Annotated in this window: 18 protein-coding genes; 14 read left to right on the top strand and 4 right to left on the bottom strand. The window is 63.2% G+C overall.

Going from position 1 to position 16166, the window contains the following annotated elements:
• Positions 1–16: 16 nt before the first annotated feature.
• Together JOE60_RS12925 and JOE60_RS12920 are read right to left on the bottom strand one after the other, a co-directional pair.
• On the bottom strand, positions 17–925 hold the full coding sequence (locus JOE60_RS12925) for a carbohydrate ABC transporter permease (RefSeq protein WP_167263505.1): 909 nt from the start codon (positions 923–925) through the stop codon (positions 17–19).
• Positions 922–1932, bottom strand: a complete 1011-nt coding sequence (locus JOE60_RS12920) for a carbohydrate ABC transporter permease (protein WP_239528860.1) — start codon at positions 1930–1932, stop codon at positions 922–924. The genes JOE60_RS12925 and JOE60_RS12920 overlap by 4 nt, the downstream gene beginning before the upstream one ends.
• A 237-nt stretch (positions 1933–2169) precedes the next feature.
• On the opposite strand from JOE60_RS12920, the gene JOE60_RS12915 reads away from it, so the two are divergent.
• The 11 genes from JOE60_RS12915 (at position 2170) to glmM (ending at position 10211) form a co-directional block, all read left to right on the top strand.
• Positions 2170–3123 carry a P1 family peptidase gene (locus JOE60_RS12915; protein WP_204814928.1) on the top strand — a complete coding sequence of 318 codons (954 nt, stop codon included), beginning with the start codon at positions 2170–2172 and terminating at the stop codon, positions 3121–3123.
• Positions 3124–3316: 193 nt separating this feature from the next.
• The gene (gene infA, locus JOE60_RS12910) at positions 3317–3538 is read left to right on the top strand and encodes a translation initiation factor IF-1 (protein WP_011775571.1); all 222 of its coding nucleotides are present in this window, start codon (positions 3317–3319) and stop codon (positions 3536–3538) included.
• A 71-nt stretch (positions 3539–3609) separates the two neighbouring features.
• Positions 3610–3723 (top strand): 50S ribosomal protein L36, encoded by a 114-nt coding sequence (rpmJ, locus tag JOE60_RS12905; protein ID WP_011775570.1) that lies wholly within the window; start codon positions 3610–3612, stop codon positions 3721–3723.
• 196 nt (positions 3724–3919) lie between these two features.
• Positions 3920–4297, top strand: a complete 378-nt coding sequence (rpsM, locus tag JOE60_RS12900) for a 30S ribosomal protein S13 (protein ID WP_011775569.1) — start codon at positions 3920–3922, stop codon at positions 4295–4297.
• A 51-nt stretch (positions 4298–4348) separates the two neighbouring features.
• Positions 4349–4750 (top strand): 30S ribosomal protein S11, encoded by a 402-nt coding sequence (rpsK, locus tag JOE60_RS12895; RefSeq protein WP_014922380.1) that lies wholly within the window; start codon positions 4349–4351, stop codon positions 4748–4750.
• A gap of 149 nt (positions 4751–4899) precedes the next feature.
• Positions 4900–5910 (top strand): DNA-directed RNA polymerase subunit alpha, encoded by a 1011-nt coding sequence (locus JOE60_RS12890; RefSeq protein WP_011775567.1) that lies wholly within the window; start codon positions 4900–4902, stop codon positions 5908–5910.
• Positions 5911–5976: 66 nt separating this feature from the next.
• Entirely contained in the window at positions 5977–6525 is a 549-nt protein-coding gene (gene rplQ / locus JOE60_RS12885) for a 50S ribosomal protein L17 (RefSeq protein ID WP_167263501.1), read from the top strand.
• 20 nt (positions 6526–6545) lie between these two features.
• Positions 6546–7436, top strand: a complete 891-nt coding sequence (locus JOE60_RS12880; RefSeq protein WP_167263499.1) for a tRNA pseudouridine synthase A — start codon at positions 6546–6548, stop codon at positions 7434–7436.
• A 248-nt stretch (positions 7437–7684) separates the two neighbouring features.
• Positions 7685–8128: a 50S ribosomal protein L13 gene (rplM, locus tag JOE60_RS12875; protein WP_024817563.1), complete on the top strand. Its 444-nt coding sequence runs from the start codon at positions 7685–7687 to the stop codon at positions 8126–8128.
• 39 nt (positions 8129–8167) lie between these two features.
• Positions 8168–8677, top strand: a complete 510-nt coding sequence (gene rpsI / locus JOE60_RS12870; RefSeq protein WP_024817562.1) for a 30S ribosomal protein S9 — start codon at positions 8168–8170, stop codon at positions 8675–8677.
• A gap of 169 nt (positions 8678–8846) precedes the next feature.
• The gene (gene glmM / locus JOE60_RS12865; RefSeq protein ID WP_167263497.1) at positions 8847–10211 is read left to right on the top strand and encodes a phosphoglucosamine mutase; all 1365 of its coding nucleotides are present in this window, start codon (positions 8847–8849) and stop codon (positions 10209–10211) included.
• A gap of 85 nt (positions 10212–10296) precedes the next feature.
• On the opposite strand, the gene JOE60_RS12860 is transcribed toward glmM, so the two are convergent.
• Complete coding sequence (locus JOE60_RS12860) at positions 10297–11184, bottom strand: M15 family metallopeptidase (RefSeq protein ID WP_420851392.1); 888 nt, start codon at positions 11182–11184, stop codon at positions 10297–10299.
• Between the two features lies 1 nt (position 11185).
• A complete protein-coding gene (coaA, locus tag JOE60_RS12855; protein WP_167263495.1) occupies positions 11186–12157 on the bottom strand; it encodes a type I pantothenate kinase in 972 nt (323 codons plus the stop codon).
• 138 nt (positions 12158–12295) lie between these two features.
• Here coaA and glmS point away from each other — a divergent pair, with 138 nt between their 5' ends.
• Genes glmS through JOE60_RS12840 form a run of 3 tightly spaced genes read left to right on the top strand, consistent with a single transcriptional unit; the run spans position 12296 to position 16112 of the window.
• Complete coding sequence (glmS, locus tag JOE60_RS12850; protein WP_167263493.1) at positions 12296–14176, top strand: glutamine--fructose-6-phosphate transaminase (isomerizing); 1881 nt, start codon at positions 12296–12298, stop codon at positions 14174–14176.
• A gap of 4 nt (positions 14177–14180) precedes the next feature.
• Positions 14181–14528: a holo-ACP synthase gene (locus JOE60_RS12845; protein WP_167263491.1), complete on the top strand. Its 348-nt coding sequence runs from the start codon at positions 14181–14183 to the stop codon at positions 14526–14528.
• Between the two features lie 18 nt (positions 14529–14546).
• A complete protein-coding gene (locus tag JOE60_RS12840; RefSeq protein ID WP_204814927.1) occupies positions 14547–16112 on the top strand; it encodes an NAD(P)H-hydrate epimerase in 1566 nt (521 codons plus the stop codon).
• Positions 16113–16166 lie beyond the last annotated feature (54 nt).

Genomic DNA, 16166 nt, shown 5'->3' with positions numbered 1-16166 from the left:
GTGCGGTTGGAGAAATTCAGCCGGTGACGCTTCCCTGCGTCAGCCCGGCGACGATGTAGCGCTGCAGGGCCGCGAAGATCAGCAGGATGGGCACGATCACCAGCACGGCGCCGGCCATGAGGATTCCCCACCCGGAGCCGTTGCCCTCGGAGTTCTGCAGCAGGGTGAGGCCGACGGGGAGCGTCATTGTTTCGGGACGGTCGGTGATGATGAGCGGCCAGATGTAGTCGTTCCACTCGCTGACCACCGTCACCAGTGCCACGGTGGCGATGGACGGAACGGAAACGGGGACAATGATTTGCCACAGGCGCCGCCAGTGGCCCGCCCCGTCAATTTCCGCGGCTTCCAGGATTGACGCCGGAAGCGTCAGAAAATGTTGACGCAGCAGGAACGTGCCAAAGGCTGTGCCCAGGCCGGGGAGGATGATGCCCCACAGGGTGTTCTTGCCTCCCATACCTGCGATCAGGATGTAGTTGGGCAGGATGGACACCTGGGCGGGAACCATGAGGGCCACCAGGATCAGGACGAAGATCACGTTCTTGAAGGGGAACCGCACGAACACCAGGGCGTAGGCGGTGAGGATGGCCAGGATCACCTTGATGGTGGCGCCCACCACCGTGACAATCAGGCTGTTGGCAAAGAACCTGGCAAAGGGCACGGTGGTCATGGCGGTGGCATAGTTCTGCAGGTTCAGGGATTCCGGCAGGATTTTGAGGTCCATGGTGACGATCTCGCCGGGCTGCTTGAAGGAGCTCAGGAGCATCCACAGCAGCGGCAGGAAAACCACCAGGGTGGCAATCACCAGGGGCAGGTAACCCGTGGCCACGGTGTGCAGAAGGTTTCGGGCGGACAACGGATGGGGCCTCCGGGTGGCCGGGCCCTCCTGTGGAGAATCAACGACGGCGGTTGGTGTCGGCGCGCTCATGAGTAGTGGACCTTTCGCTCAACGAACCGAAGTTGGAGGAGGGTGATGACCAGCAGGACCGCGAAAAGGATGACCGAGATCGCCGCGGAGTAGCCTGCCCTGTTGTACGCCCCGAACGCCTGGAGATAGGCCTCGTAGATCAACGTGCTGGTGCCGTTGCCCAAAGGCGTCATGATGCGGATGAGGTCGAAGGCCTGCAGGGAACTAAGCATGGTGGTGATCAGCAGGAAGAAGGTGGTGGGGGACAGCAGTGGGACGGAGATGCTGAAGAACCGCCTCCGGCTGCCGGCCCCATCCAGGGCTGCAGCTTCCATCACATCGCGGGGGAGCGACTGAAGCCCCGCCAGGTACACCACGGCGCAGTAACCGAGGTTCTTCCAGATGTAGACAATGATCACCATGACCAGCGAGAGCTGGGGATCGTTGATCCACTGGGGGCTGGACTGTCCCAACCCGCGGAGAATCCAGGAGAGCACCCCGTACCCGGGATCAAAGATGAACAACCAAACCAGCCCAACGCCCACGCCGGAGAGAACGTAGGGGGCGAACACGGCGGAGCGCGCAAAAGTGGTTCCCCTGACCTTGGAGTTCAGAGCCAGCGCCACCAGGAGACCCAGTCCCATGGAACCGCCCACCGTCACGGCCGTGAAGATCCCCGTGGTGCCAAGGACTGTGGCCGCGTCCTCGCTTCCAAAGAAGGTCAGGTAGTTCTGGAACCCCACCACCGTGGCTGACGCCGATCCCAGCGTCCAGTCCAGGGTGGAGTAATAGATGTTGTTGATCAGCGGCCAGTAGGTGAACGTGCCAATCAGGGCCAGGTTTGGCAAGGCGAGGGCAAGAAAGACCAGGAAGTCTTTCCGGCTGCGTGCGGACCATTTCCTGGCCGGACGGGAGCCGGGCGCGGCTCCGGGCGCATGTCCCCGGCCAGTATCTCCAGCGCCGGGCTGGAGGTTCGCCCGGCCGTTTTCCGGCGCGGGGCTGTGTTCATGAGTCAAAGGGGCAGTCATGTTCCACTAACGGTTTCGAATGAAAGAAGGGGGGCGTCCGCACCACGAGGCGGGCGGCGACAGGCCAAGCTCATCACACCGAAAGAGCAGGTCAGCGCCAAAAAACCGCCTCTCCGGGATAGTTGGCCTACACTTCCCAACCCGTTTACTCGGCGTTACTCACTTGTTCGTATTTGAGGCCGGACTCCCATTTGTTGCTGGGCTGTCCGTTTTGTCTCACCAGTGGAGAATGGAGCCATGAATTCGATCACCGATGTTGCTGGCATCCGGGTTGGGCATGTGCAGAGGGTGGGGGAGGGGTGGTTGTCCGGAGTCACTGTTGTGCTTCCTCCGCCGGGGACCGTGGGATCCGTGGACGTCCGCGGGGGTGGTCCCGGAACCCACGAAACAGATGCGCTGGATCCCACCACCCTGGTGTCGACCGTGGATGCCGTGGTGCTGACCGGCGGCAGCGCGTTCGGACTGGTATCCGCGGCGGGTGCCCAACACTGGTGCGAAGAACATGGGCGTGGCTTTGCCGTCCCGGGAACCGTGGTGCCGATTGTTCCGGCCGCAGCGATCTTCGACCTCGGGCGGGGCGGCGACGTCCAGGCACGGCCCGGCCTCGACATGGGCTACCAGGCAGCCGCCGCGGCGTTCGCCTCCGGTGACCATGCCGCCGTCGAGCGTGGAAACACCGGCGCCGGGACCGGCGCCGTCATTGCCCGCGGCCAGTACAAAGGCGGCGTGGGGACGTCTTCGATCGAACTCGACGACGGTGTGGTAGTGGGTGCCATCGCAATCGTCAACGCCTTGGGATCGCCCCGGTTTGGTCCTGCGGACCTGCAGGCCGGGGATGATCAATCGCAAGCCGCGCAACCCGGCCTGAACACAACGCTCGTTGTCATTGCGACGAATGCCGTGCTGGATGTTGCTGAGTGCAAGCGGACCGCAAATGCCGGGCATGCCGGGCTTGCGCGGGCGTTGGATCCGTCCCATACGCTTGCCGATGGCGACACGGTGTTCGCGCTGGCTACCGGCTCGGTGGCCCTGGACCGAAGTACTGGGCAGGCCCGGCAGGTGTCCCTGATAACGCTCCAAAGTGCGGCGGCGGAAGCGGTGCGGCTGGCCATCCTGGACGGTGTACTGTCCGCGGAGAGCGTCTCGACGGCGGCAGGTGACTTCCCGGCCTACCGGCCCGTGGGGGAGTGACGGGCTGCGATACGTGCGCTACCATTGTCGGATTTAACTTTCCGGCTTCAGTGGCGTAGAGTTATTTGTTGGTTGTCTGTGCAGCCACGCCCTTTTTGGTGTCGTGGCCCAAGGCGGCCAAGCAAACAAAAAACGTCCGCTGGATCTTCGGTGCCTACTGAAGGACGGCGGCAAACAACAGTTAGCGGAGGATATGGCCAAGAAGGACGGGGTCATTGAGATCGAGGGCGTTGTGACTGAGGCGCTGCCCAATGCGATGTTTCGTGTTGAGCTCACCAACAAGCACGTCGTTCTCGCACACATCTCTGGGAAGATGCGTCAGCACTACATCAGGATTCTCCCGGAGGACCGCGTAGTGGTGGAGCTCAGCCCATACGACCTCACACGTGGTCGTATCGTCTACCGCTACAAGTAAATTGCTGGGCGGCCAGGCAATAATGCCGAACCGCTCCAGCAGATCAACTGCAAAACACGCAAAGGAACGCCATGAAGGTCAAGCCGAGCGTCAAGCAGATCTGCGACAAGTGCAAAGTGATCCGCCGTAACGGCCGGGTCATGGTGATCTGCGAGAACCCGCGCCACAAGCAGCGCCAGGGCTAATTCCCCTTCCGGGAATCAGCGCCCGAAAGGGCAAACCTGGGTTGCTAGCCCACGCAAGTAAATAAAGGCAGCACAAGCTGTGCCAGGACTGCAGTACAGAGCCTGGTCAGCGGACCCCCGGTCGGAGGCTGGGGCCACACAGTACGTGTGGGTGTACTGCCTACGACCTCCGGTTTATTCAAGGAGTACCGCCACTATGGCTCGTCTCGCTGGCGTAGACATTCCCCGCGAAAAGCGGTTGGAAATTGCGCTTACTTACATCTACGGCGTGGGCAAGACCCGTGCACACGAAACCCTGGCTGCCACAGGCATCAGCGCCGACGTTCGCGTCAAGGACCTGACTGACGCCGAGCTGGTCCAGCTGCGTGACTACATTGAAGGCAACTACAAGGTTGAGGGTGACCTTCGCCGCGAGGTAGCCGCTGATATCCGCCGCAAGGTTGAGATCGGCAGCTACGAAGGCCTGCGCCACCGCAAGGGCCTGCCCGTACGCGGACAGCGTACGAAGACCAACGCACGTACCCGCAAGGGTCCGAAGCGCACCGTCGCCGGCAAGAAGAAGGCCGGACGTTAATCCCTCGGGATTGACCTGGTTTTCCCCCGATAACTTTCTGTAGGAGAAACAATGCCCCCGAAGACTCGTGGAGCGGTTCGTAAGCCGCGTCGCAAGGATAAGAAGAATATTGCGCTTGGCCAGGCGCACATCAAGAGCACCTTTAACAACACCATCGTGTCCATCACGGACCCGAACGGTGCTGTCATCTCATGGGCTTCCGCCGGTGAGGTTGGCTTCAAGGGTTCCCGCAAGTCCACTCCGTTCGCTGCCCAGATGGCTGCTGAAGCCGCTGCAAAGCGCGCCCAGGAGCACGGCCTGCGCAAGGTTGACGTATTCGTCAAGGGCCCGGGATCAGGACGCGAAACCGCAATCCGTTCGCTTCAGGCCGCTGGCCTCGAGGTTGGCTCCATCCAGGACGTCACCCCCAGCGCCCACAACGGTTGCCGCCCCCCGAAGCGTCGCCGCGTCTAATTAGGTCTTCCCTGCCTGACCGGCCGGGCCTGCTGTGAATGGTTCCGACCCTTCATAAGCATGGCCCGGCTGGTCAGGCTGGAAACCGAAGCCGATTTCCACCACCTGTGTTGCGTCATATAGCGGATGCTCGCTGAAAGGAAACCTAAGTGCTCATTGCACAGCGCCCCACCCTGTCCGAAGAAGTAGTATCCGAAAACCGTTCCAGGTTCATCATTGAACCCCTGGAGCCGGGCTTCGGCTACACCCTCGGAAACTCACTCCGCCGTACCCTGCTCTCCTCCATCCCCGGTGCCGCTGTAACCAGCATCCGGATCGATGGCGTGCTGCACGAGTTCACCACGGTTCCGGGTGTCAAGGAAGATGTCACCGAGATCATCCTGAACATCAAGAACCTTTCGGTTTCCTCCGAGCACGATGAGCCGGTTGTGGCTTACCTGCGCAAGCAGGGCCCCGGAGTCGTCACCGCTGCGGACATTGCTCCGCCGGCCGGTGTCGAATTCCACAACCCGGATCTGCACATTGCCACACTGAACTCGAAGGGCAAGTTCGAACTCGAACTCACCATCGAGCGCGGCCGTGGCTACGTTTCGGCAGCTCAGAACAAGTCCGGCGATTCCGAGATCGGCCGTATTCCGGTCGACTCGATCTACTCGCCGGTCATGAAGGTAACTTTCCGCGTGGAAGCTACCCGTGTTGAGCAGCGCACCGACTTCGACAAGCTCATTGTCGACGTCGAGACCAAGCAGGCAATCGCCCCCCGCGACGCCGTTGCTTCCGCAGGCACCACCCTGGTGGAACTGTTCGGTCTGGCCCGTGAGCTGAACACCGCAGCTGAAGGTATCGAGATTGGCCCGTCGCCGACGGACGCTGCCCTGGCAGCAGACATGGCTCTGCCGATCGAGGATCTGGACCTCACCGTCCGTTCCTACAACTGCCTCAAGCGTGAGGGCATCCACACCGTGGGTGAACTCGTTGCCCGCTCCGAGGCTGACCTGATGGACATCCGTAACTTCGGTGCGAAGTCCATCGACGAGGTCAAGGCAAAGCTCGTGGAACTGGGTCTGTCCCTCAAGGACTCCCCTCCCGGTTTCGATCTTGCAGCCCGCGCCGCAGCCATCGAAGAGGACGACGCCGCGTTCAGCGACGACGAGCTCTAAACAGCAGATCTTGGCCGCTGGATCCAGTGATGGAACCCAACGGCTTACATAACAGGAGAAATAACTATGCCTACCCCCACTAAGGGTCCGCGCCTCGGAGGCGGCCCGGCTCACGAGCGTTTGATGCTCGCGAACCTGGCAGCTGCTCTCTTTGAGCACAAGCGCATCACCACCACGGTCACCAAGGCCAAGCGCCTGAAGCCGTACGCAGAGCGTTTGGTCACCTTCGCCAAGCGTGGCGACCTCGCTTCCCGCCGCCGCGTTCTCGGCCTGATCAGCGACAAGGGCGTTGTCCACGAGCTGTTCACCGACATCGCCGGCGCCGTTGCCAACCGCGATGGTGGCTACACCCGCATCACCAAGATCGGCAACCGCAAGGGCGACAACGCTCCCATGGCAGTCATCGAACTGGTTCTGGAGCCCGTTTCCCCCAAGCAGGCCGTAGTTGCTGAAGCAACCAACGCTGCTGCCAAGGCTGCTCCGGCTGCCGAGGAAGAGGTTGTTGAAACCGAATCCGCTGAAGCACCCGCAGCTGAAGAGGCTCCGGCCGCTGATGCAGCCGAGTCTGAAGAAGCTCAGACCGAAGAGGCTCCGGCCGCTGAGGACAAGAAGTAACTTTCAGTAGACTTGGTTTCATGAACGAACAAAAACCCGCTGCCCCCGTTTCGGAGGGCGGCGGGTTTTTGCGTATCCGCCTTGACCTTTCCTATGACGGCACGCCCTTCAGCGGTTGGGCCGTCCAGCCTGGCAGGCTCACCGTCCAGGGATCCCTTGAAGAAGCGCTTGGGCTCATTCTGCAGAGGCACATCCGTGTCACTGTTGCAGGGAGGACCGACGCCGGCGTGCATGCCCGCGGCCAGGTGGTGCATCTGGATATCACCGAAGCCGAGTGGCTGGGACTGCCGCGGGGGCATGAGCTCGATCCCGCCGTCGCACTTTTGCGTCGGCTCCGTGGGGCGTTGAGCCGCATTCTGGGGGACCTGACCGGTGCAGTGGAAGTCCACGACGCCGGTGTGGCGCCGGAGGGCTTTGACGCCCGGTTCTCCGCGCTGTGGCGCAAGTACAGTTACAGGATTGCCGACGGCCCGGCTGCCTGGGATCCCGTCCTCCGCGGGATCACGTTGTGGCACAAGTCCGAAGTGGACGTTCCCCTGATGAACCATGCAGTGCAGGCGCTGTTGGGTCTTCAGGACTTCCGCTCGTATTGCAAGCCCCGGGAGGGGGCAACCACCGTGCGGGAGTTGCAGGTGTTCTCCTTCGACCGGCAACCCGGGGGAGTGATTGTGGCCACGGTGCAGGCCGATGCGTTCTGCCACAACATGGTGCGCTCACTGGTGGGGTCCGCGCTGCGGGTGGGGGGCGGACTGGAGAGCCCTGAGTGGCTCCACCAACGTCTGCTGGAACGGAGGCGCGATGCCAAATCCGTGCTGGCAGCCCCGCATCCCCTGGTCCTGGAAGAAGTGGCCTATCCCTCGGACGCTGAGCTCCTGGCCCGCGCCGAACTTACCCGGGCACGCAGGCAGTAATCCCCGTTTTGACCCGGAAGGGCCGTTGACGGTATCGTAGGGAGTCGTTGTGCGTGTCCTATCTCGATGACACATGCCTACTCAGGGGATCCAGTTGCAGGATCGCTAACCCAGGAGGCATATCGGGATCCTGGGACAACTGGTACATAGAGCCCTCACCTCTGCTCCGGTAGCGCATACATAGTAGGTACACGCCTCACTGCGTGTGGCCTAAAACATGAACGCCAGAACAAGAACGAGGCAAAACCGTGCGTACGTACACCCCGAAGCCCGGCGATATCAACCGCCAGTGGCACGTCATTGACGCCACCGACGTTGTCCTTGGTCGTCTTGCCAGCCAGACCGCAACACTGCTGCGCGGAAAGCACAAGCCGACCTTTGCGTCCCACATGGACATGGGCGACTTCGTCATCATCATCAACGCTGAGAAGGTTGCCCTCACCGGCGCCAAGCTGGAGCAGAAGCGCGCATACCGCCACTCCGGTTACCCGGGCGGCCTGACCTCCGTCAACTACGCCGAGCTGTTGGAATCCAACCCGGTTCGCGCTGTTGAGAAGGCCATCAAGGGCATGCTCCCCAAGAACTCCCTCGCTGCACAGCAGTTGGGCAAGCTCAAGGTCTACCGTGGCGCTGAGCACCCCCACGCTGCACAGCAGCCGAAGACTTTCGAAATCACCCAGGTCGCCCAGTAGTCCTGGCCACCAACTAAACTTTTTATTACAAGGAGAACCGTGGCTCAGAACGAAGAACTGACCGCCGAAGCCGTCGAGGCCGAGGAAACCCTCACCAGCTACACCTCTGAAAGCAGCAACGCTGCCGAGGATGCTCCCAAGAAGGAGCGCCCGGCACTGACCGTTGCCGGCGCAGCTGTTGGCCGCCGCAAGGAAGCCGTTGCACGCGTTCGCGTTGTACCGGGCTCCGGCAAGTGGACCATTAACGGCCGCACGCTGGACAACTACTTCCCGAACAAGTTGCACCAGCAGGATGTCAACGAGCCCTTCAAGATCCTTGATCTCGAAGGCGCCTACGACGTCATCGCCCGTATCCACGGTGGTGGCATCTCAGGCCAGGCCGGCGCACTGCGCCTCGGCGTTGCTCGTTCACTGAACGAGATCGACGTCGACAACAACCGCGCCACGCTCAAGAAGGCTGGATACCTCAGCCGCGACGCCCGCGTCATCGAGCGTAAGAAGGCCGGTCTTAAGAAGGCCCGTAAGGCTCAGCAGTACTCCAAGCGTTAATCTTCGCTTACCCGAAAGCCCGTTCCGCCACACCGGCGGGGCGGGCTTTCGCCGTTAACGCCCAATGGTCGTTGTGGCTGCCGCCTCCGAAGTGAGCCACCACATACATGTGACGCACCGATGCTCCTGTTGAATCGCTGCAGTCCCCACGTCGTCTAAACTTGACCCGATGTCTAGATTATTTGGAACAGATGGCGTGCGCGGTCTCGCGAACGGATTGCTCACCGCAGAGCTGGCAATGCAGCTCGCTCAGGCCGCCGCCGTCGTACTCGGCCATGACCGCGCAACAGACGGCAAGCGGCCACGGGCCGTCGTCGCAAGGGACCCCCGGGCCAGTGGCGAGTTCCTCGCCGCCGCCGTGGAGGCCGGGCTGTCCAGCTCGGGCATCGACGTCTACGACGCCGGCGTCCTGCCGACCCCGGCAGCGGCCTACCTGGTGGCAGACCTCAACGCCGACTTCGGCGTCATGCTCTCCGCCTCGCACAACCCCGCCCCGGACAACGGCATCAAGTTCTTTGCCCGCGGTGGCCAGAAACTCCCGGACGACGTCGAAGACGCCATAGAGGCGCAGCTGGGCAAGGAACCCCAGCGGCCGGTTGGCGCCGACGTCGGACGCATCCAGCGCTTCTCGGACGCCGAGGACCGCTACATTGTGCACTTGCTGGGTACCTTGCCGCAGAGGCTCGATGGGATCAAAGTCGTCCTGGATTGCGCCCACGGTGCGGCCAGCGGCTGCTCACCCGAGGTCTTCAAGGATGCCGGCGCGGACGTGGTGGTGATCGGCGCCGAACCCGACGGCCTCAACATCAACGAAGGCGTGGGCTCCACACACTTGGGACCGCTGAAGGAAGCCGTGGTCAAGCACGGAGCAGACCTCGGAATAGCCCATGACGGCGATGCTGACCGCTGCCTTGCAGTGGACCACGAAGGCAACGAAGTGGATGGGGACCAGATCATGGCGATCCTGGCCCTGGCCCTCAACAAGGCCGGCAAGCTCAAGGACAACACCCTGGTGGCCACCGTCATGAGCAACCTGGGGCTCAAGCTGGCCCTGCGCGACGCCGGGATCACCATCCTGGAGACTGCAGTCGGAGACCGCTACGTCCTGGAAGGCATGCGCGACGGCGGCTACAACCTGGGCGGCGAACAGTCCGGACATGTGATCTTCTCCGACTACGCCACCACCGGTGACGGCGTCCTGACGGGCTTGCAGCTGGCAGCCCAGGTGGCCCTGACCGGCCGCACCCTGAAGGACCTGTCCACAGCAATGACCAAGCTCCCGCAGCTGATGATCAACGTCAAGGGCGTGGACAAGGGCCGTGCCGGTACTGACGAGGGCGTTGCGGCGGCAGTGGCCGCCGCAGAAGTGGAGCTCGGTGAAACCGGCCGTGTGCTGCTGCGCCCGTCCGGTACCGAGGCCCTGGTCCGGGTGATGGTGGAAGCCGCAGACATGGATACTGCCGAGCGGATCTGCAAGAGCCTCGCTGCCGTAGTGCAGGATCGACTGGGTGTTTCCAGCGGGCTGTCCGTCTAGGATCAGCTCCCGTCCGAAGAATCAACAAAGGCCCGTCCCCGGCTGATCTGCTGTTCTGATCACCGGGACGGGCCTTTGCTTCGTCCTAAAGGTAGTCCGGGGCTGCTTCCAGCCCGAAATACTCTTCCAGCGTGGAGATCCCGCGGGCGGCCATGTCAGTAGCGGCCTCCACCCCGATGTACCGCAGGTGCCAGGACTCGTAGAAGTAGCCGGTAGTGTCGTGGAACATCCAGGGGTACCGCACCACGAAGCCGAACCGGGCGCCGTTGGCTTTAGCCCAAGTGGCGGCGGGTTGCTCGGCGAAGCACGGCTGGAAGCTGCATACCCCGCCGCCGTCGCCAATATCAAAGGACCACCCGGTCTGGTGCTCGGAATGTCCCGGGCGGGCAGAGGCGCGGTCCGCGGCGGCCTGTCCGGTGCTGGCAACGTAACCGTTGTAGGTGGTCACCTGGGTGGCGTAGGAGCGGTAACCCGATGCGAGGGTCATCACGACCCCATCGGCGGCCGCGGCCGCGAACATCTTTTCCGCGGCGGCCGCCGTCGTGCTGTTGAGGAGGGCAGCTTCACCGCCCACCGCCAGGCGGATGGACGGCTGCACAAGGTCGGCGGGGACGAAATCCCGCGGGTTCAACGGTCTGTGCTTGTTGACCACCACCCATGGGCTGGTGGGATCGGTGATGGAGAACTGCCTGGCCGCGGTGCTGGAAGGAGAGGGGCTGCTTGGTACCTCGGATGCTGCGGCCTCCGTGGTGGGCGCGGCGGACGGGGTGGCATTGGCGGTGGGCATTGCTGACGGCGATGCGGAGGCAAGTCCTGGCGTGGCCCCTGTGCCTGCAGCGGGGGAGGGGGCGGTTCCTGGCCCGGAACAGGCGGCCACGGCAGCCATGGAGGCCCCTGCGGCAAGGAACCCGGCGAAGGCGCGGCGGCTCGGCAGGGGTCCGGGGCCCGGCAGTTTTCCGGCCGGTGAAACCACGCTAGACCTTCCTCAACAGCATGCGCCGGATGGAGTGATCCGCATCCTTGGTGAGCACCAGTTGAGCCCGTCCACGGGTAGGCAACACGTTCTCTTCCAGGTTGGGTTCGTTGATCCGCTTCCAGATTCCCCGTGCCGTTGATTCGGCGTCATCATCGGAGAGCGTGGCGTAACGGTGGAAATAGGATTCCGGCTGGGCAAATGCCGTACTGCGCAGTTTCCGGAAGCGGTCCACGTACCACTCCTCGATGTAGGAAGTTTTGGCATCAACGTAGATGGAGAAGTCGAAGAAGTCGCTGACGGCCAAGCCCTGCTTGCCATCCATGCGGGGGCGCGCGGGTGCCAGGACATTGAGGCCCTCCACAATCAGGACGTCAGGGCGGCGGACCACCACTTCCTTGCCGGGCACAATGTCATAGGTGACATGCGAGTACCACGGGGCGCGCACTTCCTCGGCGCCGCCTTTGACTTCAGATACGAACCTCAGGAGCCCCCTGCGGTCATAGGACTCCGGAAAGCCCTTCCGTTCAAGGAGATGCCGGCGCTTGAGCTCGCCCAGGGGGTAGAGGAATCCGTCCGTGGTGATCAGTTCCACGTTGGGGGTACCGGGCCAGCGCCTGAGCATCTCGCGGAGCACACGGGCAATGGTGGACTTACCCACGGCCACAGAGCCGGCCACACCGATCACGAAAGGCGTGCGCTGGGTCTGCTCGCCCAGGAACGTGGTGGTGGCGGCGTGGAGTTGGTGGGATGCCTGCACGTAGAGGTGGAGGAGCCGGGAAAGGGGAAGGTAGACCTCCCGCACCTCCTTCATGTCCAAGGGGTCTCCGAGGCCGCGCAGGCGGAAGATGTCCTCTTCGTTGAGGGGCTGCTCCATCTGTGCTGCGAGCCGGGACCAGGTCTGGCGGTCCAGCTCAACAAAAGGGGAAGCGCCGTCGCTGTTGGCTTCGGTGCGTTGCAAAGTCACGCTCATGATTCTGCCCTTCGCGTGGCTGATCAGGAAATGCGCGACCACGGACAAGTGAACTGTCCGTGACCATCGTCTCTAAACCGGCACTGGAGCTGGGACGTCCCACATCAGTTGTTTGCAGTTGCCGCTAAGCTTGTGCCCATGTGTGGAATCGTAGGCTATGTTGGCAATTCGTCTCGCAAGGCAGCTGGTCACAGCGCCCTTGACGTCGTCGTGGAAGGGCTGCGTCGTCTTGAATACCGCGGCTATGACTCCGCTGGCGTCGCAGTGGTGGCTGACGGGGCAATTTCGTCCCGTAAAAAGTCCGGCAAGCTGAGCAACCTGATCGGTGAACTGGAAGAAAATCCCATCCCGGAATCCCTGACCGGTATCGGTCACACCCGCTGGGCAACGCACGGCGGTCCCACGGACCGCAACGCGCACCCTCACCTCTCAGACGGCGGCCGCCTGGCAGTCATCCACAACGGCATCATCGAAAACTTCGCTGAACTCAAGCAGGAACTGCTGGCCAAGGGTGTCACCTTCGAATCCGAAACCGACACCGAAGTAGCAGCAGCGCTCTTGGGCGACATCTTCCGCACGCAGCTCGCCGACGGCGGCACCCTCACCGAGGCGATGCGCCTCGCGTGCCAGCGCCTCGAGGGCGCTTTCACCCTCCTTGCAGTCCACGCCGACCAGCCCGACGTCGTCGTTGCTGCCCGCCGCAACTCCCCGCTGGTGGTTGGCCTTGGCGAAGGTGAGAACTTCCTCGGCTCCGACGTATCCGGCTTTATCGACTACACCCGCCGTGCCGTGGAACTGGGCCAGGACCAGATCGTCACCATCTCGGCTGACTCGGTGGAGATCACCGACTTCTTCGGCGCACCGGCCGAGGGCAAGGAATACCACGTTGACTGGGATCCGGCGTCCGCTGAAAAGGGTGGCTTCAACTCCTTCATGGAGAAGGAAATCCACGATCAGCCCGACGCCGTGGCGCAGACCCTGCTGGGCCGTTCCGACCTCGACGGCAAGCTGACGCTCGACGAACTCCGCATCGATCCGGAACTGCTCAAGCAGGTGGACAAGATCATTGTCCTGGCATGCGGTACCGCTGCCTACGCCGGCCTGGTTGCCAAGTACGCAATCGAGAACTGGTGCCGTATCCCCACGGAGGTGGAGCTGGCACACGAGTTCCGCTACCGCGATCCGATCGTTGACTCCAACACTCTGGTGGTGTCCATCAGCCAGTCCGGCGAGACCATGGACACCCTGATGGCCGTCCGTTACGCCCGCGAGCAAGGCGCCAAGACGATCTCCATCTGCAACACCAACGGTTCCACCATTCCGCGTGAATCGGATGCCGTGCTGTACACCCACGCCGGCCCGGAAATCGCTGTTGCTTCCACCAAGGCCTTCCTGGCACAGATCACTGCTGCCTACCTGCTGGGCCTTTACCTCGCCCAGCTGCGCGGAAACATTTTCTCCGGCCAGATCAAGGACGTCCTCGCGGACCTCAACAAGATCCCGGCCAAGATCCAGCACATCCTGGACAACGCAGGACCCTTGCGTGAACTGGCCCGCAGCATGAAGGACGAGAAGTCCGTGCTGTTCCTCGGCCGCCACGTTGGCTACCCGGTTGCCCTTGAAGGCGCTTTGAAGCTCAAGGAAATTGCCTACATCCACGCTGAAGGATTCGCTGCAGGCGAGCTGAAGCATGGTCCGATCGCCCTGATCGACGATGGCCAGCCGGTGTTCGTTGTGGTTCCGTCCCCGCGTGGCCGCGATTCCCTGCACTCCAAGGTGGTCAGCAACATCCAGGAAGTCCGTGCACGCGGTGCCCGCACCCTGGTGATCGCTGAAGAAGGCGACGAGTCGGTCAAGGACTACGCAGAGCACGTGTTCTACGTTCCGGAGACGCCCACGCTGCTGATGCCGCTGCTGACCACCGTTCCGCTGCAGATCTTTGCTGCTGAACTTGCCGGCGCGAAGGGTTACGACGTCGACCAGCCGCGTAACCTCGCCAAGAGCGTGACCGTAGAATAACGCCATGATTGTTGGCATTGGCGTAGACGTTGTAGACATCGAGCGGTTCGGCAAGCAATTGGAACGGACCCCCGGCCTCAGGGACCGTCTGTTTGTTCCCGCGGAACGCGAGCTCAACACCCGCTCTTTGGCTGCCCGGTTCGCAGCGAAGGAAGCCGTGGCCAAGGTGCTCGGCGCGCCGGCCGGCATGAACTGGCAGGACTGCTGGATCGGCCTTGACCAGAACGGTCCCACTGTTCAGGTCAAAGGCACCGTGCTGGCCGTGGCCGAGTCCAAGGGCGTCAAGCGCTGGCACCTGTCCATCAGCCATGACGGCGGCATAGCTACTGCCACGGTCATTGCCGAGGGCTAGAACAGGCATAACAGAACAATGATCAGCGCCTTCACCGGACAACAGATCAGGGATGCGGAACAACCGCTCCTGGACTCCGGTGGTGGCGCTGTTCTCATGCAGCGGGCTGCGTACGGGCTGGCCCAAGCGGTGGTGCGCGACGTCCGTGCCCACCGGAAGCTTGCCGGCTCCAGCGTGGTGATACTCACCGGCAAGGGGAACAACGGCGGGGACGGCCTCTATGCCGGTGCCTTGCTGGCGGGGCGGGGGGTGCGCACGACGGCGGTACTGGCCGACGCTGCTGCCCATCCCGCGGCGCTGGCTGCTTTTGGCAGAGCCGGTGGCCGGGTCCTTGAGCTGGAACCGGCGAACGTGGAAGAGATCGCTGTGGTGGCTGCGGGGAGTGACGTGGTGATCGATGCCCTGCTGGGCACGGGAGCCCGCGGGGGCCTGCGCGGCACGTCGGCTGAACTTGTGGCGTTGATCGGTGAACTGACGCCACGGCGGGTCATTGCCTGTGATCTTCCCAGCGGCCTGGACCCCACCACGGGTGAAGTTCATTGGCCTGTGTTGGATGCGGATATTACGGTCACCTTCGGTGCAGCCAAGGCCGGGCTGATGGCGGACCCGGGCGAGGGCTGCTCGGGGCGCGTGGAGGTGGTGCCCATCGGTCTTGAACCCCACTTGGCGTCCAAAGACGCTGCCGTGCGCCGGCTCACCTCCGCTGATCTTGGCACGCTGTTGCCCCGCCCGCCCCGCCGGGCACACAAGTACACCCGCGGTGTCCTCGGCGTGGTGGCCGGCTCGGACCGCTTTGCCGGTGCTGCCGTCCTCAGCGTGCACGCCGCGGCCCTCACGGGGGCAGGCATGGTGCGGTACCTGGGGCCACACGATGCAGCGCGGATGGTGCTGGGCCGTACCCCTGAAGCACTCTGGGAGTCCGACGATCCGGGCCGAGTCCAGGCATGGGTCCTGGGGCCCGGGGTGGCCGGGGAGGAACAGTTGGAGAGGGCAGGCAATGCCCTGGACGCTGCTTTGGCGGCCGACCTGCCCGTGGCAATCGATGCCGGGGCACTGGGACTCCTGCCCGGGCGTTGTCCGCCGCAGTGGATCCTGACCCCGCACGCGGGCGAGCTCGCCACACTCCTCTCTGATCGTGGTGTGCACTGCACCCGCGACCACGTTGAATCGCATCCTTTGCACTGGGTACGTGAGGCGGCCCGGCTGACCGGAGCCACAGTGCTCCTGAAGGGAGCCACCACACTGGTGGCGTCGCCGTCGGGCGTGGTTTTCAGCCAGTCCGATGGCACGGCCCGGATGGCAACGGCTGGAAGCGGCGACGTTCTGTCCGGCGTCCTGGGCGCCTTGTTGTCGCAAGCCGCCGAAGCAATAGGCGACGACGACGGCGCTTACGCTGCTTTGGGACTGGAGCGGCCCGACCGGTGGGCTGCTGTAGCGGCGGTGGCATCAAGCGTGCACGGACGGGCGGGAGCAGCGGCTTCTGCCTCCTTCAGCGGCGGTCCCGTCACAGCATCGGCCATCATGGCGGCACTTCCGGGCGTTATTGGTACGCTCAGCGCGGAATACGACACTTCAAGACCCTAAGGTTACTGTTGGTGTCCGGGGTCCTCTGTAGTCTTGCAACAGTTGTTCGCATCA

The organism is Paenarthrobacter ilicis (genome assembly GCF_016907545.1).
GTDB lineage: Bacteria > Actinomycetota > Actinomycetes > Actinomycetales > Micrococcaceae > Arthrobacter > Arthrobacter ilicis.
This window is presented reverse-complemented; position numbering and strand designations above follow the sequence as displayed.